This window comes from Sanguibacter sp. TS_SC_8 (genome assembly GCF_055361235.1).
The window spans coordinates 289704-315561 of record NZ_CM143955.1; the positions used below are offsets into that span (position 1 = coordinate 289704).

Below are 25858 nucleotides of genomic sequence, written 5' to 3' on the forward strand. Positions count from 1 at the left end.
CCTCCAGCGGGGGCGAGGTCGTCTGTTCTGCGTCAGGTCGTCTGTCCAGATAGACGACCTGACGCAAAATGGACGACCTCGCGCTCGGTTCTTGCCCGGTTCGCGCTCGGGTCTGGTGCCGGTCGGGTGGGGCGCCCTCAGGTGCGCGACGCCGCGTCCAGGCGGGCCAGGTCGTCGTCGGTCAGGGTGAGTGCGACCGAGGCGAGCAGGTCGCTGAGCTGGTCGATCGTGCGGGCGCTGGCGATCGGGCCGACGACGGTGGGCTGTTGGCGCAGCCAGGCCAGGGACACCGCGGTGACGGTCGCGCGGTGCTGCGCGGCGACGTCGTCGAGCACGCTGAGCACGGCGCGGCCGCGGTCGTCGAGGTAGGCGGACGCCCCGGCGGCGCGCGGGGAGTCGACGTCGATGCCGTCGCGGTACTTGCCGGTGAGGAACCCCTTGGCGAGGGCGAAGTACGGCAGCACGCCGAGGTTCTCGCGCTCGGCCCGGGCGAGCAGGCCGTCCTCGAAGTCGCGCTCGACGAGGTTGTAGTGCGGCTGGAGTGCGACGGCGCGGTGCAGTCCGTCCGCCGCGGTCACCGCGAACCACTCGTCGATGCGCTCAGGGGTGTAGTTGGAGATCGCGATCGCGCGGACCAGTCCGTCGTCGACGAGCTGGGAGAAGGCGCCGACGGTGTCGGCGAGCGGGACCGACGCGTCGTCGAAGTGGGCGTAGTAGAGGTCGATGTGGTCGGTGCCCAGGCGCTTGAGGGAGGCCTCGGCGGCGGCGCGGACGTTCGCGGGGGACAGGCCGGGGAACTCCGGGTGGGTGCTGACCTTGGTCGCCACGAGCACGTCGTCGCGGTTGCCGCGGGCACCCATCCAGGCGCCGATGATCGTCTCGCTCTCCCCTCCGGTGTGGCCCGGGGCCCACGCTGAGTACCCGTCGGCGGAGTCGACGAGGTTGCCGCCGGCGGCGGTGAAGGCATCGAGCACGGCGAAGGAGGTCGCCTCGTCGGCGGTCCAGCCGAAGACGTTCCCGCCCAGGACGAGGGGGAACACCTCCAGGTCGGAGGAGCCGAGGCGGGTGCGCGGAGGGGTCTGGGCCATGGTGGTCTCCCTGGGGTCGGGCGGTGTCGACGGTGCGGCCCGCCTGGTCGGCGACCCACTGCTGCAACCGCGGGACGGGGAGGAACCATCCCGGTGGAGACTCCGGTGGGGCGGGGCGCCGGCGGGACGGGACTGGCGGGGCTGGGCCGCGTCGGCCGGGCTGGGTGCCGCCGGGTCGTCTATCTGGCGTGGGATCGTCCATCTGGATAGACGACCTGGCGCGAAATGGACGACCCGGGCTCGGGACTCCGGGAGAGGGCGGAGGCGCCGTCTGGCAGGTAGGTGGGTCACGACTTCGCAACGAGACGTTGACACGATCGGCCGCCGGCGCATAGTGTCAATCCCGTACTCAACTAACGCGCGTTACTAACGCGCGACAGCAGAGAGGTCGACGATGACCCGCAAGGCGCAGAGCGTGACGATGGGCGATGTCGCGAAGCATGTCGGACTGAGCAGGACCGCGGTGTCCTTCGTCCTCAGCGGCCGCCCGGACGCCTCGATCCCGGACGTCACCCGGGAGCGCATCTGGGAGGCGGTCCGTCACCTCGGCTATCGCCCCAACGCCGCAGCGCAGTCCCTGGCCTCCCAGCGCACCAACCTCATCGGGCTGGTCACCGAGATCGCGACCGCGCCCTACGCCGGAGAGATCATCAAGGGCGCCCAGGAGCGGGCGTGGCGCAACGGCAAGCTGCTGCTCATCGTCAGTTCCGAGGACGACGGTGGCATGGACGGCGCGGCCTTCGAGATGATGCTCGAGCGTCAGGTCGAGGGCATCCTCTACGCCACCACGTGGCACCGCGCGGTCCAGCTGCCCAAGACCGCCCTCGAGGTGCCCACCGTCCTGGTCAACTGCTTCGACGTCCAGAACGCCCTGCCTGCCCTGGTCCCCGACGAGGTCGAGGGCGGCTACCTGGCCACCGAGCGCCTCATCCGCGCCGGCCACCGTCGCATCGCCTTCATCAACCTCGACCCCGACATCCCTGCCGCCCGCGGGCGCCGCGCCGGGTACGAGAAGGCACTGCGCGAGGCCGGGATCGCCGTCGACGACTCCCTCGTCGTCCCGGGCTACGCCACCGCGGACGGCGGCTACGACCGCACCCGCGAGCTGCTCGACCTGACCGAGCCGCCCACCGCCATCTTCTGCGGCACCGACCGCATGGCGATGGGCGCCTACGACGCCGTGAAGGAACGCGGCCTCAGCATCCCCGGCGACGTGGCACTCGTCGGGTTCGACAACCAGGAGATCATCGCCGGCTACCTCCGACCCGGCCTGACCACGGTCGCCCTCCCCTTCCAGGAGATGGGGGCCCGCGCGGTCGACATGCTCACCGAGCACTCGGTCGAGACGCCGCTGGTTCCCCAGACCCACCTGGTCGCCTGCCCGCTCGTCGAGCGGGCCTCCGTCTGACCCGCGGCCGGGGCTTCCGCCCCGGTCGCACCTCCGTTCAATGACGAAGAGAGGATCCACCTCATCATGCGTTCCACCACCCCCCGCAACCGACGTTGGCTGGCGCTCACCGCGCTCGTCACCGCCTCCGTGCTCTCCCTGGGTGCCTGCTCCTCCGACGCCGGCTCGACCGGCGCCTCGGCTGACGGCAAGCAGCTGCTCACCATCCCTCGGGAAGACATGGGCACCTTCACCCGCAACTTCAACCCGTTCTCGCCCAACGTCGCCCCGATGACGCAGCAGGCGATCTACGAGTCGATGCTCATCTACAACCCCGCCGACGGCAGCACCACGCCGTGGCTCGCCTCCGAGTGGACCCCCGCGGCCGACGGGACCGGCCTGACCTTCACCCTCCGCGAGGGTGTGAAGTGGTCCGACGGCGAACCGCTCGTCGCGCAGGACGTCGTGGAGACCTTCGAGCTGCAGAAGGAGCTGCTCGGCGGGTACGACTACCTGACAGCGGTGACCGCAGTCGACGAGTCGACGGTCCAGTTCACCTTCGACCGCGCCTACTCACCCGCGCTGTTCGAGATCGGCCAGCAGATCATCATCCCCTCCCACGTCTGGTCGACCGTGGCCGACCCGGCCAAGGACACCAACGCCGACCCGATCGGCACCGGTCCCTACACCGAGATCGACAACTTCCAGGCGCAGTCCTTCGACCTGCTGCCCAACCCGCACTACTGGCAGGCCGACAAGCAGAAGATCGCGGGCGTGCGGATGCTCGCCTTCGCCGGCAACGACGGCGCGAACCTGGCCGCGGCCAACGGAGAGGTCGACTGGGCTCCCCAGTTCATCCCCAACATCGAGAAGACCTTCATCTCCAAGAACCCCGAGCACAACTTCTACTGGTTCCCGGCCACGGGCTCGACCATCAACTGGCAGCTCAACACGACGAAGGCGCCCTTCGACGACGTCGACGTCCGCAAGGCGCTGAGCATGGCGGTCGACCGCGAGCAGGTCACGAACATCGGCATGGCCGGGTACACCCACCCCGCCGACTGCACGGGCCTCACCGACGGCTACCTCACCTGGAAGAACGCCGACGTCGCGGACGCCTGTGACTGGACCACCCTCGACGTCGAGGGCGCGAACACGCTGCTCGACGAGGCCGGCTACCCGCGCGGTGCGGACGGCAACCGCACGCTCGCGGACGGCTCGCCGTTCACCTTCAACATCTCGGTCGGCGCGGCGTCTTCGGACTGGCTCTCGGTCGCCAACATCATCTCCCAGAACCTCCAGGAGATCGGCGTCGTGGCCAAGGTCGACGCCCCCGACTGGTCCTCGGTCGTCGCGGGCTACGAGGACGGCACCTTCGACACCGGCATCGTCTGGGCGAACAATGCGCCCACGCCCTACCAGTACTTCCGCGGCATGATGTCGACCGAGACCGTCAAGCCGGTCGGTGAGCAGACCTTCGAGAACTACCACCGCTTCGGCCTCCCCGAGGCTGACGTCCTGCTCGCCGAGTACGCCGCGACCGGCGACGAAGCCACTCAGCACGAGCTCGTCGACCAGCTCCAGGTCCTCTACTCCGACAACGCCCCGGCTGTCCCGCTGTTCCCTGGCCCGGAGTGGGGCGCTTTCACCGACACGCGGTTCACCGGCTGGCCCACCGAGGACAACCCCTACGCGACGCTCAACACGCGTGCGCCGACCACGGTCCTCGTGCTGACCACGCTCGAGCCCGTCGTCTCCTGACGACCCGGGGTCACCCCCGAGGCCCCCGGACCGGGGTGGTGCGAGCACCGTCCGCACCACCCCGGCTCCGCACCCGCGCGCCCTGCGCGCCGCGCACTCGCTCTCTCCCGCCGTTCCCGCACCACCGACTGAACCGAGAGGAGGCCACTCGTGGCATTCATCCTGCGACGACTGGGCTACTACCTCGTTGCCTTCTGGGCCTCGATCACACTGAACTTCATGCTGCCGCGCTTCATGCCCGGAGACCCGGTCACCCGGATGTTCGCCCGGGTCCAGAGCCAGATGCAGCCCGAGCAGATCGAGCAGCTGCGCAAGCTCTTCGGCCTCGACGAGCGACCGCTGTGGCAGCAGTACTTCTCCTACATCGGTGACATCTTCACCGGGAACATGGGAGTGTCCATCTCCCGGTTCCCCACCCCCGTCTCGGAGGTCATCGGCGCCCAGATCGGCTGGACCCTCCTGCTCGGCGGGACGGCATTGCTCATCGCGGTGATCCTGGGGAACCTCCTCGGCATCCTCGCGGCGTGGCGCCGCGGAGGATTCCTCGACTCGGTCTTCCCCCCGGTCCTCGTCTTCGTCGGGTCCTTCCCCTACTTCTGGCTCGCGATGGGCGCGCTGTACATGTTCGGGGTCAACCTCGGCTGGTTCCCGCTCCGGCACGCGTTCTCCGTGGGCAGCTCCCCGGCCTGGAGCCTGGAGTTCGTGGGCGACGTCGCCACGCACCTCGTGCTCCCCGCGCTGACCATCGTCCTCGTCTCCGTCGGAGGCTGGATGCTCGGCATGCGCAACACCATGATCGCCACCACGGCCGAGGACTACATCACGATGGCCGAGGCGAAGGGGCTGCGCCCGGGACGGATCATGTTCCGCTACGCCTCCCGCAACGCGCTGCTGCCCTCGGTCACCTCCTTCGGCATGTCGCTCGGGTTCGTCGTCGGCGGGGCGCTGCTCACCGAGGTCGTCTTCGCCTACCCCGGTGTGGGCTACCAGCTGCTCACGGCCGTGCAGGCCCTGGACTACCCGCTCATGCAGGGCATCTTCCTGACCATCACCGGAGCCGTGCTGCTGGCCAACTTCCTGGTCGACATCGTCTACGTCCGGCTCGACCCGCGCGTGCGCGTGAGCTGAGGAGGCCACCCATGTCAGTCATCGACCCCACAGTCACAGCCGCGCCGCCCGCGCCGTCCACCGCGCCCACCGCGCCGTCCCGCCCCGGTCAACGTCGCTCCCGCGGCGCGACCGCCCGCGCAAACCTGGCACGCCGGCTCCTCGCCAACCGCAAGGCCGTCGTCGGGCTGGTGCTCCTGGTGCTCTTCGCGGCGCTGGCGCTGCTGGCGCCGGTGCTCTCGCCCGGCGACCCGTCACGGATCACCGACCTTGCCTCCCAGCCGCCGAGCCTCGAGCACCTCCTGGGCACGACCGCCAAGGGGCAGGACGTCCTCGCCCTCACCCTCTGGGGATCGCGCAGCTCGCTCGCGGTGGGCTTCGTCGTCGGCTCCGCGGCCACCCTGATCGGGGTGCTCGTGGGGCTGGCCTCGGCCTACTTCGGACGCCGGGTGGACGACGGCCTCTCGCTGCTCACGAACATCTTCCTGCTGATGCCCAGCCTCCCGCTGCTCGTCATCCTCGCGGCCTTCCTGCCGCCGGGCTCGGGGACCGTGGTGCTCGTGCTCATCATCACCGGGTGGGCGGGGTCCGCCCGCGTGCTGCGCTCGCAGGCGCTGTCCATCCGGTCCAAGGACTTCGTGGCGGCCGCCGTCGTCACCGGTGAACGTCCGCTGCGCATCATGTTCCGCGAGATCCTGCCGAACATGGCTTCGATCGTCATGAGCACCTTCCTCGCCTGCGTGATCGGTGCGATCGGCGCCCAGGCCGGCCTGGAGTTCCTCGGGCTCGGTGACGTCTCGGTCGTCTCGTGGGGCACCAACCTCTACTGGGCGAGCAACGATGGTGCCCTCATGACCGGCGCCTGGTGGGCCTTCGCCCCCTCGGGTGTGTGCATCGCCCTCGTCGCCTTCGCCCTCGCGATGGTCAACTACGCCGTCGACGAGGTCACCAACCCGCGGCTGCGGGCGACCAAGCGCCGCCCCGCCGGCACCGCCCGCCGGGCGAGCACGGACCGCCGTTCCGGCGCGGCCCTGCCCGCCGCCCGCCCCACCCCCACCACGACGAAAGGCTGACCGATGGTGACCACTCCGTCCTCCCTCGAACTGCCGCGCAGCGAACCGCTGCTGAGCGTCGAGCACCTCACGGTCGAGTACCGCGGCGACGCCCGCACCGTCGTCGCCGCGAACGACGTGAGCTTCCAGATCGGCGCCGGCGAGGTCTTCGGGCTCGCGGGCGAGTCCGGCTGCGGCAAGTCCACCGTGGCCAACGCGATCATGCAGCTGCTGCGCGACCCGGCGGAGATCACCTCCGGATCGGTGTACTTCCGCGGGCAGGACGTGCTCGCGCTGCAGGGCGAGGCGCTGCGCGACTTCCGGTGGCGGGAGGTCGCCATGGTCTTCCAGAGCGCGATGAACGCCCTCAACCCGGTCATCACGATCGGGGAGCAGATCATGGACGTCTTCCCGGCGCACGGTCAGAAGAACCGCCGCAAGGCCCGCGAACGTGCCGGGGAGCTGCTCGAGCTCGTCGGTATCCCCGGGGACCGCCTCGGCTCCTACCCCCACCAGCTCTCCGGCGGCATGCGCCAGCGGGTGGTCATCGCCATCGCCCTGGCGCTCAACCCCGCGCTGCTCATCATGGACGAGCCGACGACGGCCCTCGACGTGGTCGTCCAGCAAGAGATCATGCAGCAGATTCAGGCGCTGCAGAGCGAGCTGGGCTTCGCGGTCCTGTTCATCACGCACGACATCTCCCTCATGGTCGAGCTCTCCCACCGGATGGCCGTCATGTACGGCGGGCGCCTGGTCGAGATGGCACCGGCCACGGCCGTCTTCGCCGAGCCCCGCCACCCCTACACGCGGGCGCTGATGAACGCGTTCCCGCCGCTGACCGGGCCGCGCACCCATCTCACGGGGCTCTCCGACGCCCCGGCCGAGGCCGACGGCAGCCCTGCCCGGATGGGCTTCGACCCGCTCGCCATCGGCGACCTCGTCGAGGTCGTCCCAGGCCACTGGGTCTCACCCGCCGTGGGCGACTCGCCCCCGGTCCAGGCCGCTGCTGTCGCGGTCGCAGCCGCAGCCACCGTCGCCCTGGACGCGCTGGATGCCCTCGACTCCCTCGGTGCCCCTGGCACCCCTGACCAGGACGGCCCCGTCCCACCGCCCACCCAAGGAGCCTCCTCATGACGCTCGCCCCCGAACGCGCCGCGACGGTCACCTCCGGCGAACCGATCCTCAAGGTCCGCGGGCTGACCAAGACCTTCTCCCAGGGCGGGTTGTTCTCCCGCCGCAGCGTCCGCGCGCTGCACGACGTGAGCTTCGACCTCGGTCGCGGCGAGGTCGTCGCCCTCGTGGGGGAGTCCGGGAGCGGGAAGTCGACGATCGCCCGGATCCTGGCCCGCCTCGAGCGTCCCACCGCCGGCACCCTCGAGGTCGACGGCGAGAACGTGCTCGCCACCCAGGCGCGCCGCGTCTCGAAGGCCTACCGCGGGTCGGTCCAGATGGTCTTCCAGGACCCGTTCGGCTCGCTCAACCCCATCCACCAGGTCGAGCACTTCCTCACCCGCGCGCTCGTCGTGCACGGTAAGGCCCGCGCCGGGGACGCCCTGCGCGGCCAGCTCGTGGAACTCATGGAGACGGTCGGGCTGACCGAGGACATGCTCGAGAGCTACCCGCACCAGCTCTCCGGCGGCCAGCGTCAGCGCGTCGCGATCGCCCGGGCGCTCGCGGTCGAACCGTCGGTCATCCTCGCCGACGAGCCGACGTCGATGCTCGACGTCTCGGTCCGCATCGGCGTGCTCAACCTCATGCGCCGCCTGTGCGACGAGCGGGGCATCTCGATCCTGTACATCACCCACGACCTCGCCTCGGCCCGGTACGTGGCCGACCGCACCCTCGTGCTCTTCGCGGGGGAGGTGGTCGAGGGCGGCGACAGCATCGAGGTCATGGGCCACCCCCTGCACCCCTACACCCGCCTGCTCGTCTCCGCGGTCCCCGACCCGACCCGGCGGTCCGTGCTGGGCCCCGACGAGCGGTCCGAGCTGCGCGCCGCCGTGCAGGTAGCCATGTACGGCCCCCGCGGCACCGCGGCCGCACCCGACCCGGCCACCCGCGTCGTCCAGCGGGACGACGGCCACGGGCACTGGGTGCGCACGCGGGTGCGCGTCGCAGACGTAGGCGGCGGGCCCCAGTCCGGCGCGGCTCAGACGGGAACGACCCAGTCCGGCACGACCGATACCAGCACGACCGATGAGAGCAGGGACGACGCGTGACCGCGCAGGCACAGGACGGCGTGGGCACCGAGCCCACCCTCACGACCGAAGACCGAGCAGACCTTGGCATGGTCGCCTGGGGTGACCCTCAACGCCCCGGGTTCCACCTCGTCCCCCCGGGTGGCTGGCTCAACGACGCCAACGGCTTCTCCCAGTGGAAGGGGACCTTCCACCTCTTCTACCAGTACAACCCCTACGCCCCGGTGCACAGCCTCATCCACTGGGGGCACGTGACCAGCACCGACCTCGTGCACTGGCAGGACCTCCCGGTGGCCCTCGTCCCCTCCGCCGGGCCCGACGCGGAAGGCTGCTGGTCCGGTGTGCTCGTCGACGACGGCGGGGTTCCCACCCTCGTCTACTCCGGGCGCAGCGCCGAGTTCGAGAGCGCCTGCCTGGCCACCGGCTCGGACGACCTGGTCACCTGGACCAAGGACTCCGCGAACCCGGTCATCGCCGGCCCCCCGGACGGTCTGGACGTCACGGCCTTCCGCGACCACTGCCTGTGGCGCGAGGACGGTCAGTGGCACCAGCTCATCGGGTCCGGCATCCGCGGCGTCGGCGGTGCGGCGCTCCACTACACCTCACCCGACCTGCGCTCCTGGACCTACGAGGGTCCGCTCGTCGTCGGGGACGCCTCGAGCACCGACCCGGTGTGGTCGGGGACCATGTGGGAGTGTGTCGACCTGTTCCGCATCGGTGAGACCGACGTCCTGGTCTTCTCCGCATGGGACGACGGCGCCACCCTCTACCCGGCCTACCTCACCGGGCGGCGCGAGGGTGGTCGGTTCGTGCCCGACGGCCCCGTCCGCCACCTCGACTACGGCCTGCGCCACTTCTACGCCCCCCAGTCCATGCCCGACGACGCAGGTCGCCGCATCATGTTCGGCTGGCTGCAGGAGGCCCGCAGCGACGAGGCATGCATCGAGGCCGGCTGGTCCGGGGTCATGTCCTTGCCGCGTGAGATCACCCTCGACGCCGCCGGGGACCTCGTGCTCGCCCCCACGGCCGAGGTGGACTCGCTGCGCGGTGCCCAGCTGCACACCGGAGCCGTAGCTGCCGGTGAGCGGACCTGGCTCGAGGCCGTGCACGGTGACCAGCTCGACCTTGTTCTCCGGCTCCGGGTGCCGGCCGGGTCTCGGGTCGAGGTGGCCGTCCGCGCCACCGCAGATGACGCCGAACGGACCGTCGTCGTGCTCGACCGCGCGGCGGAGTTGCAGGCGGGTGCTGAGGCGGGTGCCCGGACGGCGTGGCTGTCTCTGGACCGGTCGGCCTCGACCCTCCTGACCGGGACGGACTGCATCGACCTCGGCGGACCCGTCCCCGTCGGCGCCGATGACAGGGTTGAGCTGCGGGTGATCATCGACCACTCCGCGCTCGAGATCTTCGCCGGTGGGCGTTCGTTGACGGCTCGCATCTACCCCTCACGCGAGGATGCCCTCGGCGTCTGGGTCCACGCTCCGGCCCGGGACGATGCTGCTGACAGCGCTGGCGGCGCTGACAACGGCGTCGTGGCGGCGAGCGTCGAGGCCCTCGAGGCCTGGTCGATGAACTCGGTCTGGGACGGGCCGCGCCCGCTCTGGCCCGCAGACCAGGGCGACGACCAAGGCGACGACCAGAGCGACGAACGGGTGTGAGCGTTCACTACACCCCGCTCGCGGGGCGCGCGGGTGACGTGATCCCCTATGCCCATGACGGCGTCGTGCACGTGTTCTACCTGCGCACCCCGGTGGCGGACGAGACGGAGAACACCACGGCCTGGTACCACGTCTCGACCCGCGACCTGGTGACGTGGACGGAGCACGGGGAGGCGATCGGGCGCGGACCTCTCACGGCCCAGGACTCCTCGGTCGCGACCGGTTCGATCGTCGAGCGCGACGGTGTGCACCACGCCTTCTACACGGGCTTCTCTGCGGCGGCCTTCCAGGCGGGCGGCGGGCGCAGCCAGGGTGTGCTGCGCGCCACCAGCACCGACCTGCTCGCGTGGACCAAGGACTCGACCTTCACCACCTTGCTCGCGGACGAGGAGTCCTACGAGCGCAACGACTGGCGCGACCCCTTCGTCTGGCAGCGGCCCGACGGTCGCTACGAGATGCTGCTCGCCGGGCGACGCGCGGATGCGCCGATCGCCCGCGCGGGCGTCGTCGTGCGGCTCGAGTCCGCGGACCTCGACACCTGGGAGCTGGTCGAACCGCTGTGGGAGCCGGCGCTCACCACGATGCACGAGTGCCCCGACCTGTTCCAGATCGGTCCGTGGTGGTACCTGATCTACTCGACGTTCACCGAGCGCCAGATCACCCGGTACCGCAAGGCCCGCAGCCCGCAGGGGCCCTGGCTCGTGCCGGCCGACGACGCGCTCGACGACGACGGCCTCTACGCCGCGAAGACGGCGGTCTTCGGGGAACGGCGAGTCCTCGTCGGCTGGTGCCCCGATCGCACCCCTGCGACCGACGCCGGGGCCTGGACGTGGGGCGGCTCGCTCGTCGTCCACGAGGTCGTCCAGCGGGTCGACGGCGACCTCGGGGTGCAGGTCCCGGTCGAGGTGGTCGCGGCGGTGCCGGACCACCTGGTGGAGGATGGGTCGGCTGCTCAGCCGGTGCCCTGGCCGTTGCGCATCACCAGCCCGTCCGCCTACGCGGCCGTCCCGCTCGGGGCGATGGCGGCGTCGGGCACCCTGGGGCTGAGCGTCCTGCCCGACGCCGGGACGAGCCGGGTCGGGGTGCTCCTCCACACTGGCTGCGGCGGCGAGGGGTACTCGTTGGCGATCGACCTCCTGCTCGGCGAGATGGTGCTCGACCGCACACCGCGCCCCGCGACCGGTCGCCCCCTGCACTCCCGGCCGCTCGTCTGGGACGGCGACTCGGCGCTGACCGTCCGCGTCGTGTGGGACGGGCCCATGGTTGTCGCGCAGGTGGGCGACGTGGTCCTCACCGCCCGCTGCCTGGACCACACCGGCGGCGAGCTCGGCGTGTTCGTCAGCGAGGGCGCGGCGGTTCTGGAGCCGCTGCTGAGGTGACGGGGTCGTCTGTTTCACGCGGGATCGTCCATCCGGATAGACGACCTGGCGCATAATGGACGACCCCGTCGCCAGGTGGTCCGGACAGGACCGGACAGGACCGCACAGGGCAGGGCAGGACCGGTCGGGACCAGAGGACCGGACGAGCTCAGCGCTGGTGCGGCGCGGCGTCGGGCGCTTCAGGGGTGAACATGGCCTCGATGGTGGTGCCGAAGATCTGGGCGAGGGTGAACGCGAGGGCCAGGCTGGGGGCGTAGCGGCCCTGCTCGATCGAGATGATGGTCTGGCGGGACACGCCGGCGGTCTGGGCGAGGGCATCCTGGGACAGGCCGCGGGCGCGGCGCAGGTCGCGCAGAGAGTTCTGCATCAGGTGAGGCGGGCGCGGATGACCGCATAGCGGATCCAGTACGCCGCGGTGACGGCGCCGAGCAGGGCGAAGGCGATGAGGCCGTCCCGGATCTGGTCGGTGACCAGCAACAAGAGGGCCAACCCGGCGATGGCGACGAGGGCCACCTGGAACGACCACGCGGCAGCCTTCTCGGCGAGCTCACGCTCGATGCTGCCCTCGGCGGCGGTGCGGTCTCGGCGGTCTCGGCGCCGGCGGAGGAGGTTCGTGGCGAGCCCGGAGGCAACGATGACGGTCCCGTAGAGCACGGAGACCAGAACGGTGTTGTCTGTGGCCCTGTCGATCGCCCCGACCGCGATGATCGCGGTCGCGGCCCCCGCGATCAGCCCCCACCGTGCGCGCATGTGTCCCCCTGGAGATGTCAATGTTCCTTGACGTCCACGGTAGAGGCGTGCGGTGCGAAAAGTCAAGGAACGTTGACATCCTGCGTCGGCGTCTCGGCGATGGCGCGGAACAGCGCCTGGAGGCCTTGGGAGAGTGCGCGCAGGTCGTCCAGCGCCATGTGGTCGAACGGCGCGCAGTCCATCTGGGGCTGCGTGGTGAACAGGCGCTGGACCGTCTCGCGGCCCTGCGGGGTCGCCACGACACGGCGCACGCGGTGGTCGTCGGGGTCCTCGGTGCGGGTGAGCATGCCCTGGTTGCCGAGGCGGTCGAGGATGCCCGACATCGTCGCCAGCGACACCCCGACCGTCGTGGCCAGGCCCTGGACGGTGTTGCCGCTCGTGTCCGTGACCAGCAGGGCCAGCACCTTGAGCTGCTGGATGGTCAGCGGGAAGGTGAGCAGCTCCTCGATCACCCGCGGGGTGACCGTCGTCTCCCACACCTGCTGGGCCTCGATGAGCTGGCGCGCGAGCGCTTCACGCTCGGCGGCTTCGCTCGGGTGGGGGGAGTGGGACATGGCGGCGGGCTCCAGCGGTGGCTCGGGCGGGCGGGGAGGGGACCAGACGGATGAACGTGCATCGTCGCACGTTGACACATGCTTAGCCTGACACTAACGTTCGTGTGACGCTAAGCATCCAGCCTACCCCCAAACTCCCGGCGGCCCCCATGTTTCGACTGACCCGGCTGAGCCTCGCCAACAGAGCGCTCGTGGCCCTCATCACCATCCTCATCGCGGGGGTCGGCGTCTTCTCGATGGCGAGCCTCAAGCAAGAGCTCATCCCCTCGATCTCCCTGCCGCAGACCGTCGTGGTCACCGTCCTGCCGGGCGCCAGCCCGGAGGTCCTCGACGAGCAGGTCTCCCTGCCGCTGTCCAAGGCGATCGCCTCGGTGGCCGACGTCGAGCAGGTCGTCGCGACGTCCGCGAGCTCGACGTCGATGCTCGCGGTCTCCTACGCCTTCGGCACGGACGCGACCGAGTTCAAGCGCGCCCTGGAGAGCGCCCTCGACACCGTCACCACCCTGCCCGACGGCGCGACCCCCGAGATCATCTCCGGCTCCATCGCGGACTTCCCGATCATGTTCGTCACAGCGTCCTCCGACCGGCCGGTCAGCGAGCTGTCCGCGGCCCTGGCCCAGATCGCCGTCCCCGAGCTGGAGAGCATCGACGGCGTCCGCGCCGCCGTGGTCAGCGGCGCGCAGGGCGAGCGCATCACCATCACCCCCGACCCGGTCGCCCTGGCCGCCGCCGGCCTGTCCGTCATGGACCTCACGGCCGTGCTCGACGCCAACGGCCTCACCCTCCCGGTCGGGTCCATCGCCGAGAACGGGGAGATGCTCTCCGTCCAGGCCGGCACTGCGCTGACCAGCCTCGACGACCTCAAGGGCCTGCCGCTCACCTCCGCGATGCAGCCCGGCCCGGTCGTCACCCTCGGTTCCGTGGCCGACGTCGCGCTGGTCCCGGAGGCGCTGACCTCCATCACCCGCACCAACAGTGTGCCGAGCCTGTCCCTGTCGATCACCGCCACGGCCGACGCCGACGTCGTCTCCACCTCCCACGCCGTCGAGGACACCCTCGAGACGCTGCGCACCGAGCTGGGCGACGACGTCGCGCTGACCACGCTGTTCAGCCAGGCGCCGTTCATCGAAGACTCCATCTCGCACCTGGCCATCGAGGGCCTGCTCGGGCTGGTGTTCGCGATCCTCGTGATCCTCGTCTTCCTGCTCTCGGTGCGCTCCACGCTGGTCACCGCGATCTCCATCCCGCTCTCGGTCCTGGTCACGTTCACCGGGCTGTACCTGGGCGGCTACACCCTCAACATGCTCACCCTCGGTGCGCTGACCATCGCGATCGGCCGGGTGGTCGACGACTCGATCGTCGTCATTGAGAACATCAAGCGGCACCTCAGCTACGGCGAACCGAAGCTCGCCTCGATCCTCACCGGCGTGCGCGAGGTGTCCGCGGCGATCACCGCCTCGACGCTGACCACCGTCGCGGTGTTCCTGCCGATCGCGCTCGTCGGCGGCATGGTCGGGGAGCTCTTCCGGCCCTTCGCGCTGACCGTCGCGATCGCCATGGTGTCCTCGCTGCTCGTCGCGCTGACCATCGTCCCGGTGCTGTCCTACTGGTTCCTCAAGAGCCCCGAGGGCGTCGTGGACGGGGCCGCCGCGCGCGTCGAGGCCGAGGAGAAGGAGCACCGCGGCCCGCTGCAGCGCGCCTACAAGCCGATCCTGCGCTCGACCCAGCGCCACCCCGTCATCACCGTGGTCTCCTCGGTGCTGCTGCTCGTCCTCACCGTCTCCCTCGTGCCCCTCCTCAAGGTCGACTTCCTCGGGTCCAGCGGGCAGAACATGCTCATGGTCACCCAGGAGTTCACCCCCGGGACCGACCTCGACGCGGTCGGGGAGGGCGCCACCCAGGTCGAGGACGCGCTCGCCGAGATCGACGGCGTCGGCGACGTCATGATGACCGCCGGGTCCGGCAGCGACGGCATGTCCGCGCTGATGGGCGGCGGCGGTGGGACGGCGTCGTACATCATCACCACGGACGCCGACGCCGACCAGGCCGCGCTCAAGGAGACGGTCGAGAACCGCCTCGCCCAGATCACCGACGCCGGGACCATCACGGTGCCCGAGGGCGGCGGGATGGGCTTCTCCTCCACGGTCGACGTCATCGTCGAGGCACCCGACGAGACCGCGCTCGACGCCGCGGCCTCCACGGTCACGACGGCGCTCGCGGACCTGGAGCACACCTCCGGGCTCGAGTCCGACCGCGCCGCGGCGCAGCCCACGCTGCAGATCGTCGTCGACCGGGTGGCCGCGCTCGAGCGCGGGCTGACCGAGATCCAGGTCGTCGGGATCGTCGCCGGGACGGTGTCCCCGCAGAGCATCGGGGCGCTGCGGATCGAGAACAACGACTACAAGATCTTCGTCGAGACCGGCGCCACCCCGCAGACCACCGCGGAGATCTCTGGGATCCTGCTGCCGACGCCGACCGGCCTGGTGCCGCTCTCCGACGTCGCGAGCATCGACCGGGTGACCGTGCCGACGACGATCACCCGCCAGGACGGCACGCTCGTGGCGACGTTGTCCATCACCCCGGACGAGGGCGAGCTGGGCCAGGTGACCACGCAGGTCACCGAGCGTCTGGCCGACCTCGACCTGGACGGTGGGGCGACCGCGACGATCGGCGGGCTCGCCGAGCTGCAGGGCGACTCCTTCCGCCAGCTCGGGCTCGCGATGCTCATCGCCATCGCGATCGTCTACCTGCTCATGGTCGCGACGTTCCGGTCGCTCGTGCAGCCGCTGATCCTGCTCGTCTCGATCCCGTTCGCCGCGACCGGGGCGATCGCCCTGCTGCTGCTGACCGGCAAGCCGCTGGGGATCTCGGCGCTGATCGGGATGCTCATGCTCATCGGCATCGTGGTGACCAACGCGATCGTGCTCATCGACCTGGTCAACCAGTACCGGCGCCAGGGCCAGAGCGTGGAGGACGCCGTGTTCAACGGTGCCCGCCAGCGCCTGCGCCCGATCGTCATGACCGCACTGGCGACGATCTTCGCGCTGGTGCCGATGGCCCTGGGGGTGACCGGGTCCGCCGGGTTCATCTCCCAGGACCTCGCGATCGTCGTCATCGGTGGCCTGATCTCCTCGACGGCGCTGACGTTGGTGCTCGTGCCGGTGCTGTACCGGCTGATCGAAGGCCGCCGCAAGGCGCGTCCGGCCGATGAGGAGCTGCTCGAGGTCGAGGCCGACGACCCGGACCTGGTCCCGGTCGGCTAGGGCCGGACCGGCCGACGGCGGCCGGGGCCCGGGCAGACGGCGGAGGACCTACGGGCGGGTGCCCGTAGGTCCTCTCAGGTTCCGGACGGTTCTGCGGTGCGTCGCCTCGCCTCGCCTGCACTAAGCGTGACGTCGGGTCCCACCAGGTGGTCGTGCTCTCGCCACGACCTGACGCGGCCGCCCCGTCCGTCTATCGGAGCTGGTCACTCACGTGCGGGACCAGCGTCGATGGTCTTGTCTGCTCCGGAGTCGATCACTGTGTGCTCTGCCCTCTGGTGGCTGACCTCGATGCGCCGTGGCTTGGACTCCTCGGCGACCGGGATGGTCAGGACCAGGACGCCGTCCTGATAGGACGCGGAGATCTGGTCGAGTGCGAGACCGTGGCCGACGGTCAACTGTCGGGCGAAGGTCCCGGAAGGCCGTTCGCGGACCAGCCACTGCGCGTCGCCGTCGCTGCGGGCGGTGCGCTCTGCGCGGATGGTCAGCGTCCGGTCGTCGACCGAGCAGTCGATGGTGCCGGGGTCGACTCCTGGCAGGTCCATCGTCAGCATGTAGTGGTCACCGGTCTTGAACAGGTCCAGCGGCATCGCTGCCGAGCTCATCGTGCTCGACGTCATCGCCCCGAACAACCGCTCCATCTCCCGGAACGGGTCCCATCGTGATGTCGTAGCCAACGTCACCACCTCCTCGGTATCCCCGGACCTTCCGGGGTTCTTCGAGCGCCATCCGTGGTTCACCACGCATGGTGGCTACACCGCCATCTTGCGTCGGCGCGGCGGCGGTTTTCTACCCCCTGGGAAAAGAAACGTGATCGCTCTCCGCGAACGCAGCCCCCACCTGCACTCACACCGGCGGGGCCAGCGTCTCCGGCGCCTCCGGCACGGGCGCCTCTGCCTCCGGCGCGGCGGGCATCGTGGGGTCGAGGACCACCTTGATGCAGCCGTCCTCCTTCTTCTGGAACATCGAGTACATCGCCGGTGCGTCCTCGAGGGACGCCCGGTGGGTGCGCAGGTCGAGCACGCCGAGGGGGTCGGCGGGGTCGGCGACCAGCGGCAGCACGTCGTCGGTCCAGCGGCGGACGTTGGCCTGCCCCATCCGCATCGTGAGCTGCTTGTCGAACATCTCCATGAGCGGCATCGGGTCCACGGCACCCCCGTACACCCCCGACATCGACACCGTGCCGCCGCGGCGCACGGCGCTGATCGCGGCGTGCAGGGCGGCCAGCCGGTCGATCCCGGCCTTCTCGATCAGCGGGCGCGCGATCGGGCCGGGCAGCATGCTCGCGCCCTTCTGCACGAGCTCGGCCGCGCGGGACCCGTGGGCCTCCATGCCGACCGCGTCGATGACGGAGTCCGGGCCCCGCCCGGCGGTGAGATCCTGGAGCGCTCCGGGGAGGTCGTCGGTGCCGAGCAGGTCGATCACCTCGATGCCGTGCCGGCGGGCCATCGCGAGGCGCTCGGGCACCAGGTCCACCCCGATCACCTGACCGGCCCCGCGATGGCGGGCGATCCGTGCGCTCATCTGCCCGATCGGCCCCAGACCGAGCACGGCGACCGAACCGCCGGCAGGGACGTCGGCGTAGACGACCGCCTGCCACGCGGTGGGGACCACGTCGGAGAGGTACAGGTAGCGCTCGTCCGGGGACCCGTCGTCGGGCACGCGGACGAGACCGTAGTGGGCCTGGGGGACCCGCAGGTACTCGGCCTGGCCGCCGGGGACCTGACCATAGAGCTTGGTGTAGCCCAGCAGGGCCGCGCCCTTGCCCTGGGAGTGCACCTGCGTCGTCTCGCACTGGGACTGCAACCCCCGCTGGCACATCCAGCACGAGCCGCAGGAGATGTTGAAGGGCACGACGACGCGGTCACCCACCGCGACGTGGTTGACCTCGGCGCCCACCTCCTCCACGATGCCCATCGGTTCGTGGCCGAGCACGTCGCCGGGGTCCAGGAACGCCCCGAGCACGGTGTAGAGGTGCAGGTCAGATCCGCAGATCGCGGTCGATGTGACCTTGATGATCGCGTCAGTGGGCTCGATGAGCTGGGGGTCGGGGACGTCCTCCACACGCACGTCTTCCTTGCCCTGCCACGTCACTGCACGCATCGCTGCCTCCTGGTCCCGGGGTTCTCCCCAGGATAGGAACGGCCACAGCGGGGCGCACCTCAGGAGAAGCGCCCACCTACCCTGCAACAGCCTCCACAACCACCCCGCCGAACTGGGCCCCGCTGGCCCGGTACGGGCGCCCGGCGATGAACACCTGACCGGAGCGGGCCAGCGCCGACGCCGGCTTGCCGTCGGCGTAGTGGGCGTCGTACCCGCCGGAGAAGCTCGTGTTGGACAGCCACACCGGGCGCCCGTCCTCGTCGGCCACCCAAGCGGCGCACCAGCTGCACACGAAGTCCGGGTAGCGCTCGATGTGCTTGCCGTGCACGCCGCACACCGGGCAGGCCTGCCCGGTCGGGGTCGCCCCGAGCCCGTGCTGGGCGGTCAGCCGGCCCAGCTGGGACAGGTCGAGGCCGGTCAGCCCCGGCCACCCGTGGACCGCGCGGGCCCACTCCGGGGGGATGTACTGGGTCCCGTGCCGGGCGCCCAGCAGCGCCCCGGCGATCGCCGCGACCGTGTCGGTGTCTCCGCCGATCCGCACCGCGCGGTGCAGGGCGTCGGGCAGGTGGGAGACCATGTGGTCGTACTCGGTCGTGGCGCCGGAGGAGAAGTACGGCGACAGGTAGATCGCGTGCCAGGCGGCCTGGAGCGCGGTGACGGTGAAGCCGTTGGTGCGCAGGTCGGCCTGGGGCTGCTCCTGCTCGGCGTCGGCGATCCACGCCTCCCACGCGCCGCGGCGTTCCGCCGGGAGCAGGTCGAGGCCGGTGCGCACGTCGAGGCGCGCCTCCGTCACGGCCACCCGGATGGCCTCCGACCACAGCACGCACGACTCCGCCGCGAGCGGGTCCGCGTGGGTGAGCTGCGCGACGGCGGTCGCGGCCCGCGCGGTCGCCTCGCGGTCGTCCAGGGCCACCAGGGCGACGACGCCGGTGCGCATGAGGGCGCCGTTGCCGGCCGTGCGCCCGGTCGCGGCGTGCAGGTCGCGGGAGGCGGCGGTCAGCCGCTGGGACGGCGACCCGGTGAGCTGCGCGGCCGCGCTCAGCACCGACGCTGTCTGCGCGCCGACGTCGGACGCACCGCCGGCGAACCAGTCCTCGAAGGCCGCGGCGATCTCGTCGAGCTCGGCCGTGGTGCGCAGCCCGCCGCCGCGCTCGCTCACCCGCGCGATGCAGACCGCCATCTGGGTGTCGTCGCTCCACTCGCCGGGCGCGTAGGGACCGAGCCCGCCGCCGACCATCGTGGCCTCCCCGGGGGGCGGCCAGGAGAACTCGTACGGCACCCCGAGCGCGTCCCCGCAGGCCTGCCCGAGCAGCACCCCGGAAGCACGGTCGAGCAGGGCGAACTGGTACGGGTCTGAGCTCATGGATGAAGATTACAGAACGGTGACGGTGCATCCGGGACGCGCGCCAAATTCTCATCTTTGCCGCACTCGGGTCGATACTGAGAATGTGGCACACGACACAGACCCGCTCGTCGACCCGACCATCACCCTCGGGACGCAGCCGCGTACCACCCCGCAGCGGCGCCGACGCGGGGCCCGCCGGTGGTCCCTCGTGCTGTTCGCGGTCGAGGTCGCCATCGTCGTCGCCCTCGTGTGGTACTCCTGGGCCGGCGGTTCCTGGGGCTGAGCCGGCCGCCGCAGAAGAGGCATAGGCTTCTCTTCGCCCGCCGGACCGAAAGAGAGCCATGAATCACGACGACGTCGAGGCGCTGCGCCGCGACAACGCCGCCTGGCGGCTCCTGCGTGCCGACACCGCTCCGCTCGTCCTGAGCTTCCTCGGACGGGTGTTCATCGAGCAGAACGTCCGCTCCATCGGCGAGACCGAGCTGATCTCCCTGCTCGACGACGCGCTCTACGACCTCAATCTCGACGCGCCACCGGGGGAGTCCCCCTACCCGCGCACCCCCAAGGCCTACCTGGACACCTGGGCCGCGCCCGACGCCGCGTGGTTGCGCAAGTACTACCGCCCCGGCTCGGACGAGCCGCACTACGACGCGACCCCGGCGGTGGAGAAGGCCGTCGGGTTCGTGGCCTCGCTCAGCGGGCGGACCTTCGTCGGCACCGAGTCGCGCCTCAACACCGTCTTCGAGCTGCTCCGCCAGCTCGCCGTGGGCACCGAGACCGACCCCGACGTCCGCCTGGCCGAGCTCGAGGCGCGCCGCGCCCAGCTCGACGCCGAGATCACCCGGGTGCGCGACGGCGTCGTGCAGGTCCTTGATCCCGGTGCCCAGCGCGACCGGTACCAGCAGTTCGCGGCGATGGCCGCCGAGCTGCTCTCGGACTTCCGCGAGGTGGAGGACAACTTCCGCCGCCTCGACCGGGAGATGCGCGAGCGGATCACCGGCTGGGACGGTGCCAAGGGGGAGCTGCTCGACCAGGTGGTGGGCAGCCGCGACTCGATCGCGGAGTCCGACCAGGGCCGCAGCTTCCACGCCTTCTACGACTTCCTGCTCTCCCGCCAGCGGCAGGAGGAGTTCACCGAGCTCATCACCAAGGTGCAGTCCCTCGAGGCGGTCAGCGCGCTGAGCGGCGGTGACCGGCGGATGCGCCGGATCCACTACGACTGGCTCGAGGCCGGGGAGCGCACCCAGGCGACCGTGCGGGTGCTCTCGGAGCAGCTGCGCCGCTTCCTCGACGACCAGGTGTGGCTGGAGAACCGGCGGGTCATGGACCTGCTGCGCAGCATCGAAGGGCACGCGCTCGCGGTGCGTGACCTCCCGGCGTCGACCCTGGCCGAGCTCACCACCCAGATCGGCGGGGTGAGCCTGGACATCGTGCTGCCGATGGAGCGGCCGCTGTTCCGCCCGCACACCGTGACCCGAATCGACTCCGAGGTGGTGGCCGGGGAGGTCGACTTCGACACCAGCCGGCTCTTCGACCAGGTGCACGTCGACCCGGAGCGGCTCGCCGCGGGGGTGCGCTCGGCCCTGGCCCACGCGAGCCAGGTCTCCCTGCCCGACGTCGTCGCCGCCCAGCCCCTCGACCAGGGCCTCGCCGAGCTCGTCACCTATCTCTCCCTCGACGATCCGCGGTTCGCGGTCGTGCTCGACTCGGCCCACACCGACGAGGTGCGCTGGGAGGTGGGGGACACCGAGCGGGTCGCCACCGTGCCGCGGGTGACCTTCGTCCGCAAGGGCGGCGCGGCGACCCCGGCGCCCCCGCCCCACCCGTCCGACTCTGCTCTGGAGACCCCATGACCCAGCCCTCGGTGCGCACCGAGTCCGAGCTCTCCCACGTGGTGACCGCGCTCATGAAGGGCGTCGTCTACCGCGACACCCACGCCCAGCTCTTCGCCGACCTCGTCACGCTCGTCCCCCAGATCCGCGACTACGTCGCGACGATCGCGCTGACCGTCGTCGTCGACGAGTCCGAGGGGTACGCCTACCTGCAGGCCCTGCCCGAGGACGACGAGGAGCGCGACACCGCGCTGCGCCTGGTGGCCCGGCGCTCGCTGCCCTTCGACGTGAGCCTGCTGCTCGCGCTGCTGCGCAAGCGGCTCGCGCAGTTCGACTCCGAGGGCGGGGAGACCCGGCTCATCCTCAGCCGGGACGAGATCGTGGAGATGCTGCGGGTGTTCCTGCCGTCCTCGAGCAACGACGTCCGCACCGTCTCGAAAGTTGAGGCGAGTGTCCACCGCGCGGTCGAGCTCGGGTTCCTGCGAGCCGTCCCGGACGGCTCCTTCGAGGTCCGCCGCATCCTCAAGGCCTTCGTCGACGCGCAGTGGCTGGCCGAGTTCGACGCGCGGCTCGCCGAGTACGCGGCGCACGGGGCGGCGTCGGGCACTGTGTCTGCACTTTCTTACTCAGAAATGGACTCCTAAATGGAAGGCCTGTTCAGCGCCGTCGAGCTGCACGACGCCGACGCCGACGTCGACCAGCGGGCGGGGTTCCGCCTGGACCGCCTCGAGGTGCTCAACTGGGGCACCTTCGACAAGCACACCTGGGCCTTCGAGCTCGAGGGCCGCAACGCACTCCTGACCGGGGACATCGGGTCCGGGAAGTCGACCATCGTCGACGCGATCACCACGCTGCTGCTGCCCGCCAACCGGATCAGCTACAACAAGGCCGCCGGCGCGGAGGCCCGCGAGCGGACCCTGCGCTCCTACGTCGCGGGCTACTACAAGTCCGAGCGCAACGAGGCCACCGGCACGTCCCGGCCGGTGGGCCTGCGTGAGGGCTCGACGTACTCGGTGATCCTCGGGGAGTTCGCGAACCGCGGCTTCGACGCGCGCGGGGTCCTCGCGCAGGTGTTCTGGCTCAAGGACGGCGACCAGGGCCAGCCCAGCCGCTTCTTCGTCACCTCGACGACGGCGATGACCATCGCCGAGCACTTCGCCAACTTCGACGGCGACATCAACGCCCTGCGCCGGCGGCTGCGCGAGTCCGGCGCGCAGATCCGCGACACCTTCCCCGAGTACGGCAAGGACTTCCGCCGGCTCCTGGGCATCGAGTCCGACCAGGCGATGGACCTGTTCCACCAGACCGTGTCGATGAAGTCGGTCGGCGACCTCAACGAGTTCGTCCGCCAGCACATGCTCGAGCCCTTCGACTCCGCGCAGTGGACCGAGCGCCTCGTCGCCCACTTCGACGACCTCACCCGCGCGCACGACGCCGTCACCCGCGCCCGGGCCCAAATCCTCCAGCTCACCCCGCTCGTCGCCGACTGCGACAAGCACGCCGCCGCGGTCGCCGCCGCGACCGCCGCCGCCGCCCAGCGCGACGCGCTGCGCTACTTCACCGCCGCCCGCAAGGTCGAGCTGCTCACCTCCCAGATCGACGCGTACGACGCCGCGATCACGGCCCGGGAGGCGCGGATCGTCGCCGTCGACGCCGAGACGGCCACGGTCGAGGCCGAGCGGCGCCGGCTCGAGCTCGAGCGCGCCGGGCACGGCGGGGACCGCCTCACCCAGATCGAGGGCGAGGTCGCCCGGCTGGGCGTGGCGCGCGCCGAGCGTGAGCGCAAGGCCGCGGAGTACCGGTCCAACCTCGCCGCCGCGGGCCTGGACCCGGTGGCCGACGCGGGCGACTTCGACGCCCGCCGCACGCAGATCCTGGCCCAGGTGAGCGCGGAGAAGACCGAGCTGCGTCAGGTCGAGACCGCGATCGGTGAGCTCGACGTCGACCTGCGCTCGCTCAAGGTCGACGCCGGCGAGATCAACGAGGAGATCACGTCGCTGCAGGGGCGTACGTCGAGCCTGCCCAACCGGTCGCTGCAGCTGCGCGCCCAGGTCGCCGGCGAGCTCGGCCTGTCCGAGGACGACCTGCCCTTCGCCGGGGAGCTCATCGCCGTCCGCGACGACCACCAGGACTGGGAGGGCGCCGCCGAGCGGGTGCTGCGCAACTTCGCACTGTCGCTGCTGGTGCCGGCCGAGCACTACGACGCGGTGTCGGGGTGGATCAACGCCAACCACCTGGGCCAGAAGCTCGAGTACTACCGGGTGCCCGCCGGCCAGCGCGGCCGCGTGGAGTCGCCCAGCCGCGGGCCGTGGCCCCAGCTGTCCGAGATGCTGTCGGTGCGGGAGTCCCCGCTGTCCGGGTGGCTCGAGCAGGAGCTGGCCCGGCGCGCCGGGCTGGACTGCGTGGACACCCTCGCCGACTTCCGCTCGGCGACCCGCGCGATCACCCGCGAGGGGCAGATCAAGCACTCCGCGAGCCACCACGTGAAGAACGACCGCAGCCGGATCGACGACCGGTCGACCTACGTCCTCGGCTGGTCCAACCGCGCCAAGGTCGACACGCTGCTGGCGAAGGCGGGGACGGTCAGCCACCGCCTCGCCGACCTCGGTGACCGCCGCGACGTACTCATCGCGAGCAAGGAGACGCTCGTCGACCAGGGGCACGCGCTCAACCGGCTGGAGATGTTCCGGTCGTACACCGAACTCGACTGGGAGCAGATCGTCAACGACGTCGCGGTGCTCACCGCGGAGAAGCGCCGGATCGAGGCGAACTCCGCCGAGCTCGCCTCCCTCGCGGTGACGCTCACGGCGCTGGCCTCGCGCTCGGACGAGCTGCGCGTCGAGCGGGACGCGCTGATCACCGCCAACGGCGGGGAACGCCACGCCGTCGAGACGTTCCGGCGCCAGCGCGCGACGAGTGCTGCGCTCCTTGCGGAGGGTGGCAGCGGGGGTGTGCTGGACCAGCAGGACGCGTTGGGTGCGCTGTTCGAGCAGGTGCGGGGGAGCGGGGCGGCGGCGTCTGGTTCTTCGTCTGGTTCCTCTTCGGGGGGCGTGGACGGGGGCGGGCTGGATGCTGGCGGGCTGGATGCTGCGGAGGCGGCGCTGCGGACCCAGCTCACCGCGGTCGTGGAGGCGCGGCACAAGGAGCAGGGGCTGCTGGCCACGAACGTCGCGCGGGCGATGGCGGCCTTCGCGGTGAAGTTCCCGGTCGAGACGTCCGAGATGGACAACGACGTGCGGGCGGCCGGGGAGTACCGGTCCCTGCTGGAGCGGCTCGAGCGAGACGACCTGCCGCGGTTCGAGGAGAGCTTCAAGGAGTACCTCAACACGAACACGATCCGCGACGTGGCGCAGTTCGCGGCCGACCTCAAGAAGCAGTCCGAGCTCATGAGCGACCGCATCGAGGTCATCAACGACTCGCTGCGCGCGATCGACTACAACCCCGGGACGTACATCCGCCTGGAGATGGCCGGCACGCCCAACACCGAGGTCCGCGACTTCCGCTCGCAGCTGCGCGCGTGCACCGACAACGTGCTCGGCGACGACCTCGAGCAGTACTCCGAGCAGCGGTTCCTGCGGGTCAAGGAGATCATCGAGCGGTTCCGCGGGCGCGAGGGGCAGACCGAGGCCGACCAGGCGTGGACCCGGCGGGTGACCGACGTGCGCAACTGGTTCGTGCTCTCCGCCTCCGAGCGGTCCAAGGTCGACGACGTCGAGTTCGAGCACTACTCCGACTCCGGCGGGAAGTCCGGTGGGCAGAAGGAGAAGCTCGCGTACACGATCCTCGCGGCGTCCCTGGCGTACCAGTTCCGGCTGGACTGGGGCGCGGTGCGGTCCAAGGCGTTCCGGTTCGTCGTCATCGACGAGGCGTTCGGGCGTGGGTCGGACGAGTCGACGCGGTTCGCGCTCCAGCTGTTCCGCAACCTCGGGCTGCAGCTGCTCATCGTCACGCCGCTGCAGAAGATCCACGTGATCGAGCCGTTCATCTCGGCCGTGGGGTACGTGGACAACCCGAGCGGACGCGGGTCCCGGCTGCAGACGCTGACGATCAACCAGTACCGGTCCAAGCGCGCCGCGCACCTGGTGGGGGCGCTGGGCGCGGAGTAGCCGGGGCCGGTGCGGCGGGTCCAGGCTGCGGGGTCCTGCGGCAGGTGGCCGGCGGTGACAGCCCCCGGTCCCGTTCGTCGGCGAACCCCGCCGAACTCGTGAGCGAGCGCCGTTTCGGGTGGTCGAACCCGGGTGGCTCACGAGTTCGGCGACGGAGTCACGTGGTGGGCGCCGCGGTCCCGCGCCTGGCTGCGGCGTCGGGCTTGGCTGCGGTGCCGGGTTGCGTCGGGTCCCTGAGGTCCCTGAGGTCCCTGAGGTCCCGGCCCCGGTTCTCCGCGGAA

At 71.0% G+C, this 25858-nt stretch carries 20 protein-coding genes; 13 read left to right on the forward strand and 7 right to left on the reverse strand.

Translation table 11 applies throughout. The features are described from left to right. Positions 1-137: 137 nt before the first annotated feature. The gene (locus ACWA15_RS01255; protein ID WP_464057497.1) at positions 138-1088 is read right to left on the reverse strand and encodes an aldo/keto reductase; all 951 of its coding nucleotides are present in this window, start codon (positions 1086-1088) and stop codon (positions 138-140) included. A gap of 394 nt (positions 1089-1482) precedes the next feature. Between ACWA15_RS01255 and ACWA15_RS01260 the strand changes: the two genes are divergently transcribed. From ACWA15_RS01260 to ACWA15_RS01295, 8 genes are all read left to right on the forward strand, one after another. Next, complete coding sequence (locus ACWA15_RS01260; protein ID WP_464057499.1) at positions 1483-2496, forward strand: LacI family DNA-binding transcriptional regulator; 1014 nt, start codon at positions 1483-1485, stop codon at positions 2494-2496. 66 nt (positions 2497-2562) lie between these two features. Continuing rightward, positions 2563-4236 (forward strand): ABC transporter substrate-binding protein, encoded by a 1674-nt coding sequence (locus ACWA15_RS01265; RefSeq protein ID WP_464057500.1) that lies wholly within the window; start codon positions 2563-2565, stop codon positions 4234-4236. 150 nt (positions 4237-4386) lie between these two features. Then, on the forward strand, positions 4387-5364 hold the full coding sequence (locus ACWA15_RS01270; protein ID WP_464057501.1) for an ABC transporter permease: 978 nt from the start codon (positions 4387-4389) through the stop codon (positions 5362-5364). An 11-nt stretch (positions 5365-5375) separates the two neighbouring features. After that, on the forward strand, positions 5376-6416 hold the full coding sequence (locus tag ACWA15_RS01275; protein ID WP_464057503.1) for an ABC transporter permease: 1041 nt from the start codon (positions 5376-5378) through the stop codon (positions 6414-6416). A 3-nt stretch (positions 6417-6419) separates the two neighbouring features. Next, complete coding sequence (locus ACWA15_RS01280; protein ID WP_464057505.1) at positions 6420-7529, forward strand: ABC transporter ATP-binding protein; 1110 nt, start codon at positions 6420-6422, stop codon at positions 7527-7529. Then, complete coding sequence (locus tag ACWA15_RS01285) at positions 7526-8614, forward strand: ABC transporter ATP-binding protein (RefSeq protein ID WP_464057506.1); 1089 nt, start codon at positions 7526-7528, stop codon at positions 8612-8614. The genes ACWA15_RS01280 and ACWA15_RS01285 overlap by 4 nt, the downstream gene beginning before the upstream one ends. Beyond that, the gene (locus tag ACWA15_RS01290) at positions 8611-10248 is read left to right on the forward strand and encodes a glycoside hydrolase family 32 protein (RefSeq protein WP_464057508.1); all 1638 of its coding nucleotides are present in this window, start codon (positions 8611-8613) and stop codon (positions 10246-10248) included. Before ACWA15_RS01285 ends, ACWA15_RS01290 begins: the two co-directional genes overlap by 4 nt. Next, the gene (locus ACWA15_RS01295) at positions 10245-11627 is read left to right on the forward strand and encodes a family 43 glycosylhydrolase (RefSeq protein WP_464057510.1); all 1383 of its coding nucleotides are present in this window, start codon (positions 10245-10247) and stop codon (positions 11625-11627) included. Before ACWA15_RS01290 ends, ACWA15_RS01295 begins: the two co-directional genes overlap by 4 nt. A 148-nt stretch (positions 11628-11775) precedes the next feature. Here ACWA15_RS01295 and ACWA15_RS01300 read toward each other — a convergent pair whose 3' ends face one another. From ACWA15_RS01300 to ACWA15_RS01310, 3 genes are all read right to left on the reverse strand, one after another. Next, positions 11776-11994, reverse strand: a complete 219-nt coding sequence (locus ACWA15_RS01300; RefSeq protein WP_464057511.1) for a helix-turn-helix transcriptional regulator — start codon at positions 11992-11994, stop codon at positions 11776-11778. Then, positions 11994-12377, reverse strand: coding sequence for a hypothetical protein (locus tag ACWA15_RS01305; protein WP_464057512.1), 384 nt, complete (start codon positions 12375-12377; stop codon positions 11994-11996). Before ACWA15_RS01305 ends, ACWA15_RS01300 begins: the two co-directional genes overlap by 1 nt. Before the next feature lie 62 nt (positions 12378-12439). Then, positions 12440-12931: a MarR family winged helix-turn-helix transcriptional regulator gene (locus ACWA15_RS01310; RefSeq protein WP_464057513.1), complete on the reverse strand. Its 492-nt coding sequence runs from the start codon at positions 12929-12931 to the stop codon at positions 12440-12442. Between the two features lie 149 nt (positions 12932-13080). Here ACWA15_RS01310 and ACWA15_RS01315 point away from each other — a divergent pair, with 149 nt between their 5' ends. Continuing rightward, on the forward strand, positions 13081-16194 hold the full coding sequence (locus ACWA15_RS01315) for an efflux RND transporter permease subunit (RefSeq protein ID WP_464057515.1): 3114 nt from the start codon (positions 13081-13083) through the stop codon (positions 16192-16194). A gap of 203 nt (positions 16195-16397) precedes the next feature. On the opposite strand, the gene ACWA15_RS01320 is transcribed toward ACWA15_RS01315, so the two are convergent. The 3 genes from ACWA15_RS01320 to ACWA15_RS01330 all read right to left on the reverse strand — a co-directional run bounded on the left by ACWA15_RS01320 (position 16398) and on the right by ACWA15_RS01330 (position 19657). After that, entirely contained in the window at positions 16398-16832 is a 435-nt protein-coding gene (locus ACWA15_RS01320; RefSeq protein WP_464059361.1) for an Hsp20/alpha crystallin family protein, read from the reverse strand. 205 nt (positions 16833-17037) lie between these two features. Continuing rightward, positions 17038-18294, reverse strand: a complete 1257-nt coding sequence (locus tag ACWA15_RS01325) for a zinc-dependent alcohol dehydrogenase (RefSeq protein ID WP_464057516.1) — start codon at positions 18292-18294, stop codon at positions 17038-17040. 76 nt (positions 18295-18370) lie between these two features. Continuing rightward, complete coding sequence (locus tag ACWA15_RS01330) at positions 18371-19657, reverse strand: ADP-ribosylglycohydrolase family protein (RefSeq protein ID WP_464057518.1); 1287 nt, start codon at positions 19655-19657, stop codon at positions 18371-18373. Positions 19658-19742: 85 nt separating this feature from the next. On the opposite strand from ACWA15_RS01330, the gene ACWA15_RS01335 reads away from it, so the two are divergent. Genes ACWA15_RS01335 through ACWA15_RS01350 form a run of 4 tightly spaced genes read left to right on the forward strand, consistent with a single transcriptional unit; the run spans position 19743 to position 25577 of the window. Continuing rightward, positions 19743-19922 carry a hypothetical protein gene (locus ACWA15_RS01335; protein ID WP_464057519.1) on the forward strand — a complete coding sequence of 60 codons (180 nt, stop codon included), beginning with the start codon at positions 19743-19745 and terminating at the stop codon, positions 19920-19922. Between the two features lie 58 nt (positions 19923-19980). Next, entirely contained in the window at positions 19981-21492 is a 1512-nt protein-coding gene (locus ACWA15_RS01340; protein ID WP_464057520.1) for a DUF3375 domain-containing protein, read from the forward strand. Beyond that, entirely contained in the window at positions 21489-22115 is a 627-nt protein-coding gene (locus ACWA15_RS01345) for a DUF4194 domain-containing protein (RefSeq protein ID WP_464057521.1), read from the forward strand. The genes ACWA15_RS01340 and ACWA15_RS01345 overlap by 4 nt, the downstream gene beginning before the upstream one ends. Beyond that, a complete protein-coding gene (locus tag ACWA15_RS01350) occupies positions 22116-25577 on the forward strand; it encodes an ATP-binding protein (RefSeq protein ID WP_464057522.1) in 3462 nt (1153 codons plus the stop codon). It abuts the gene before it with no gap. Positions 25578-25858: the final 281 nt, after the last annotated feature.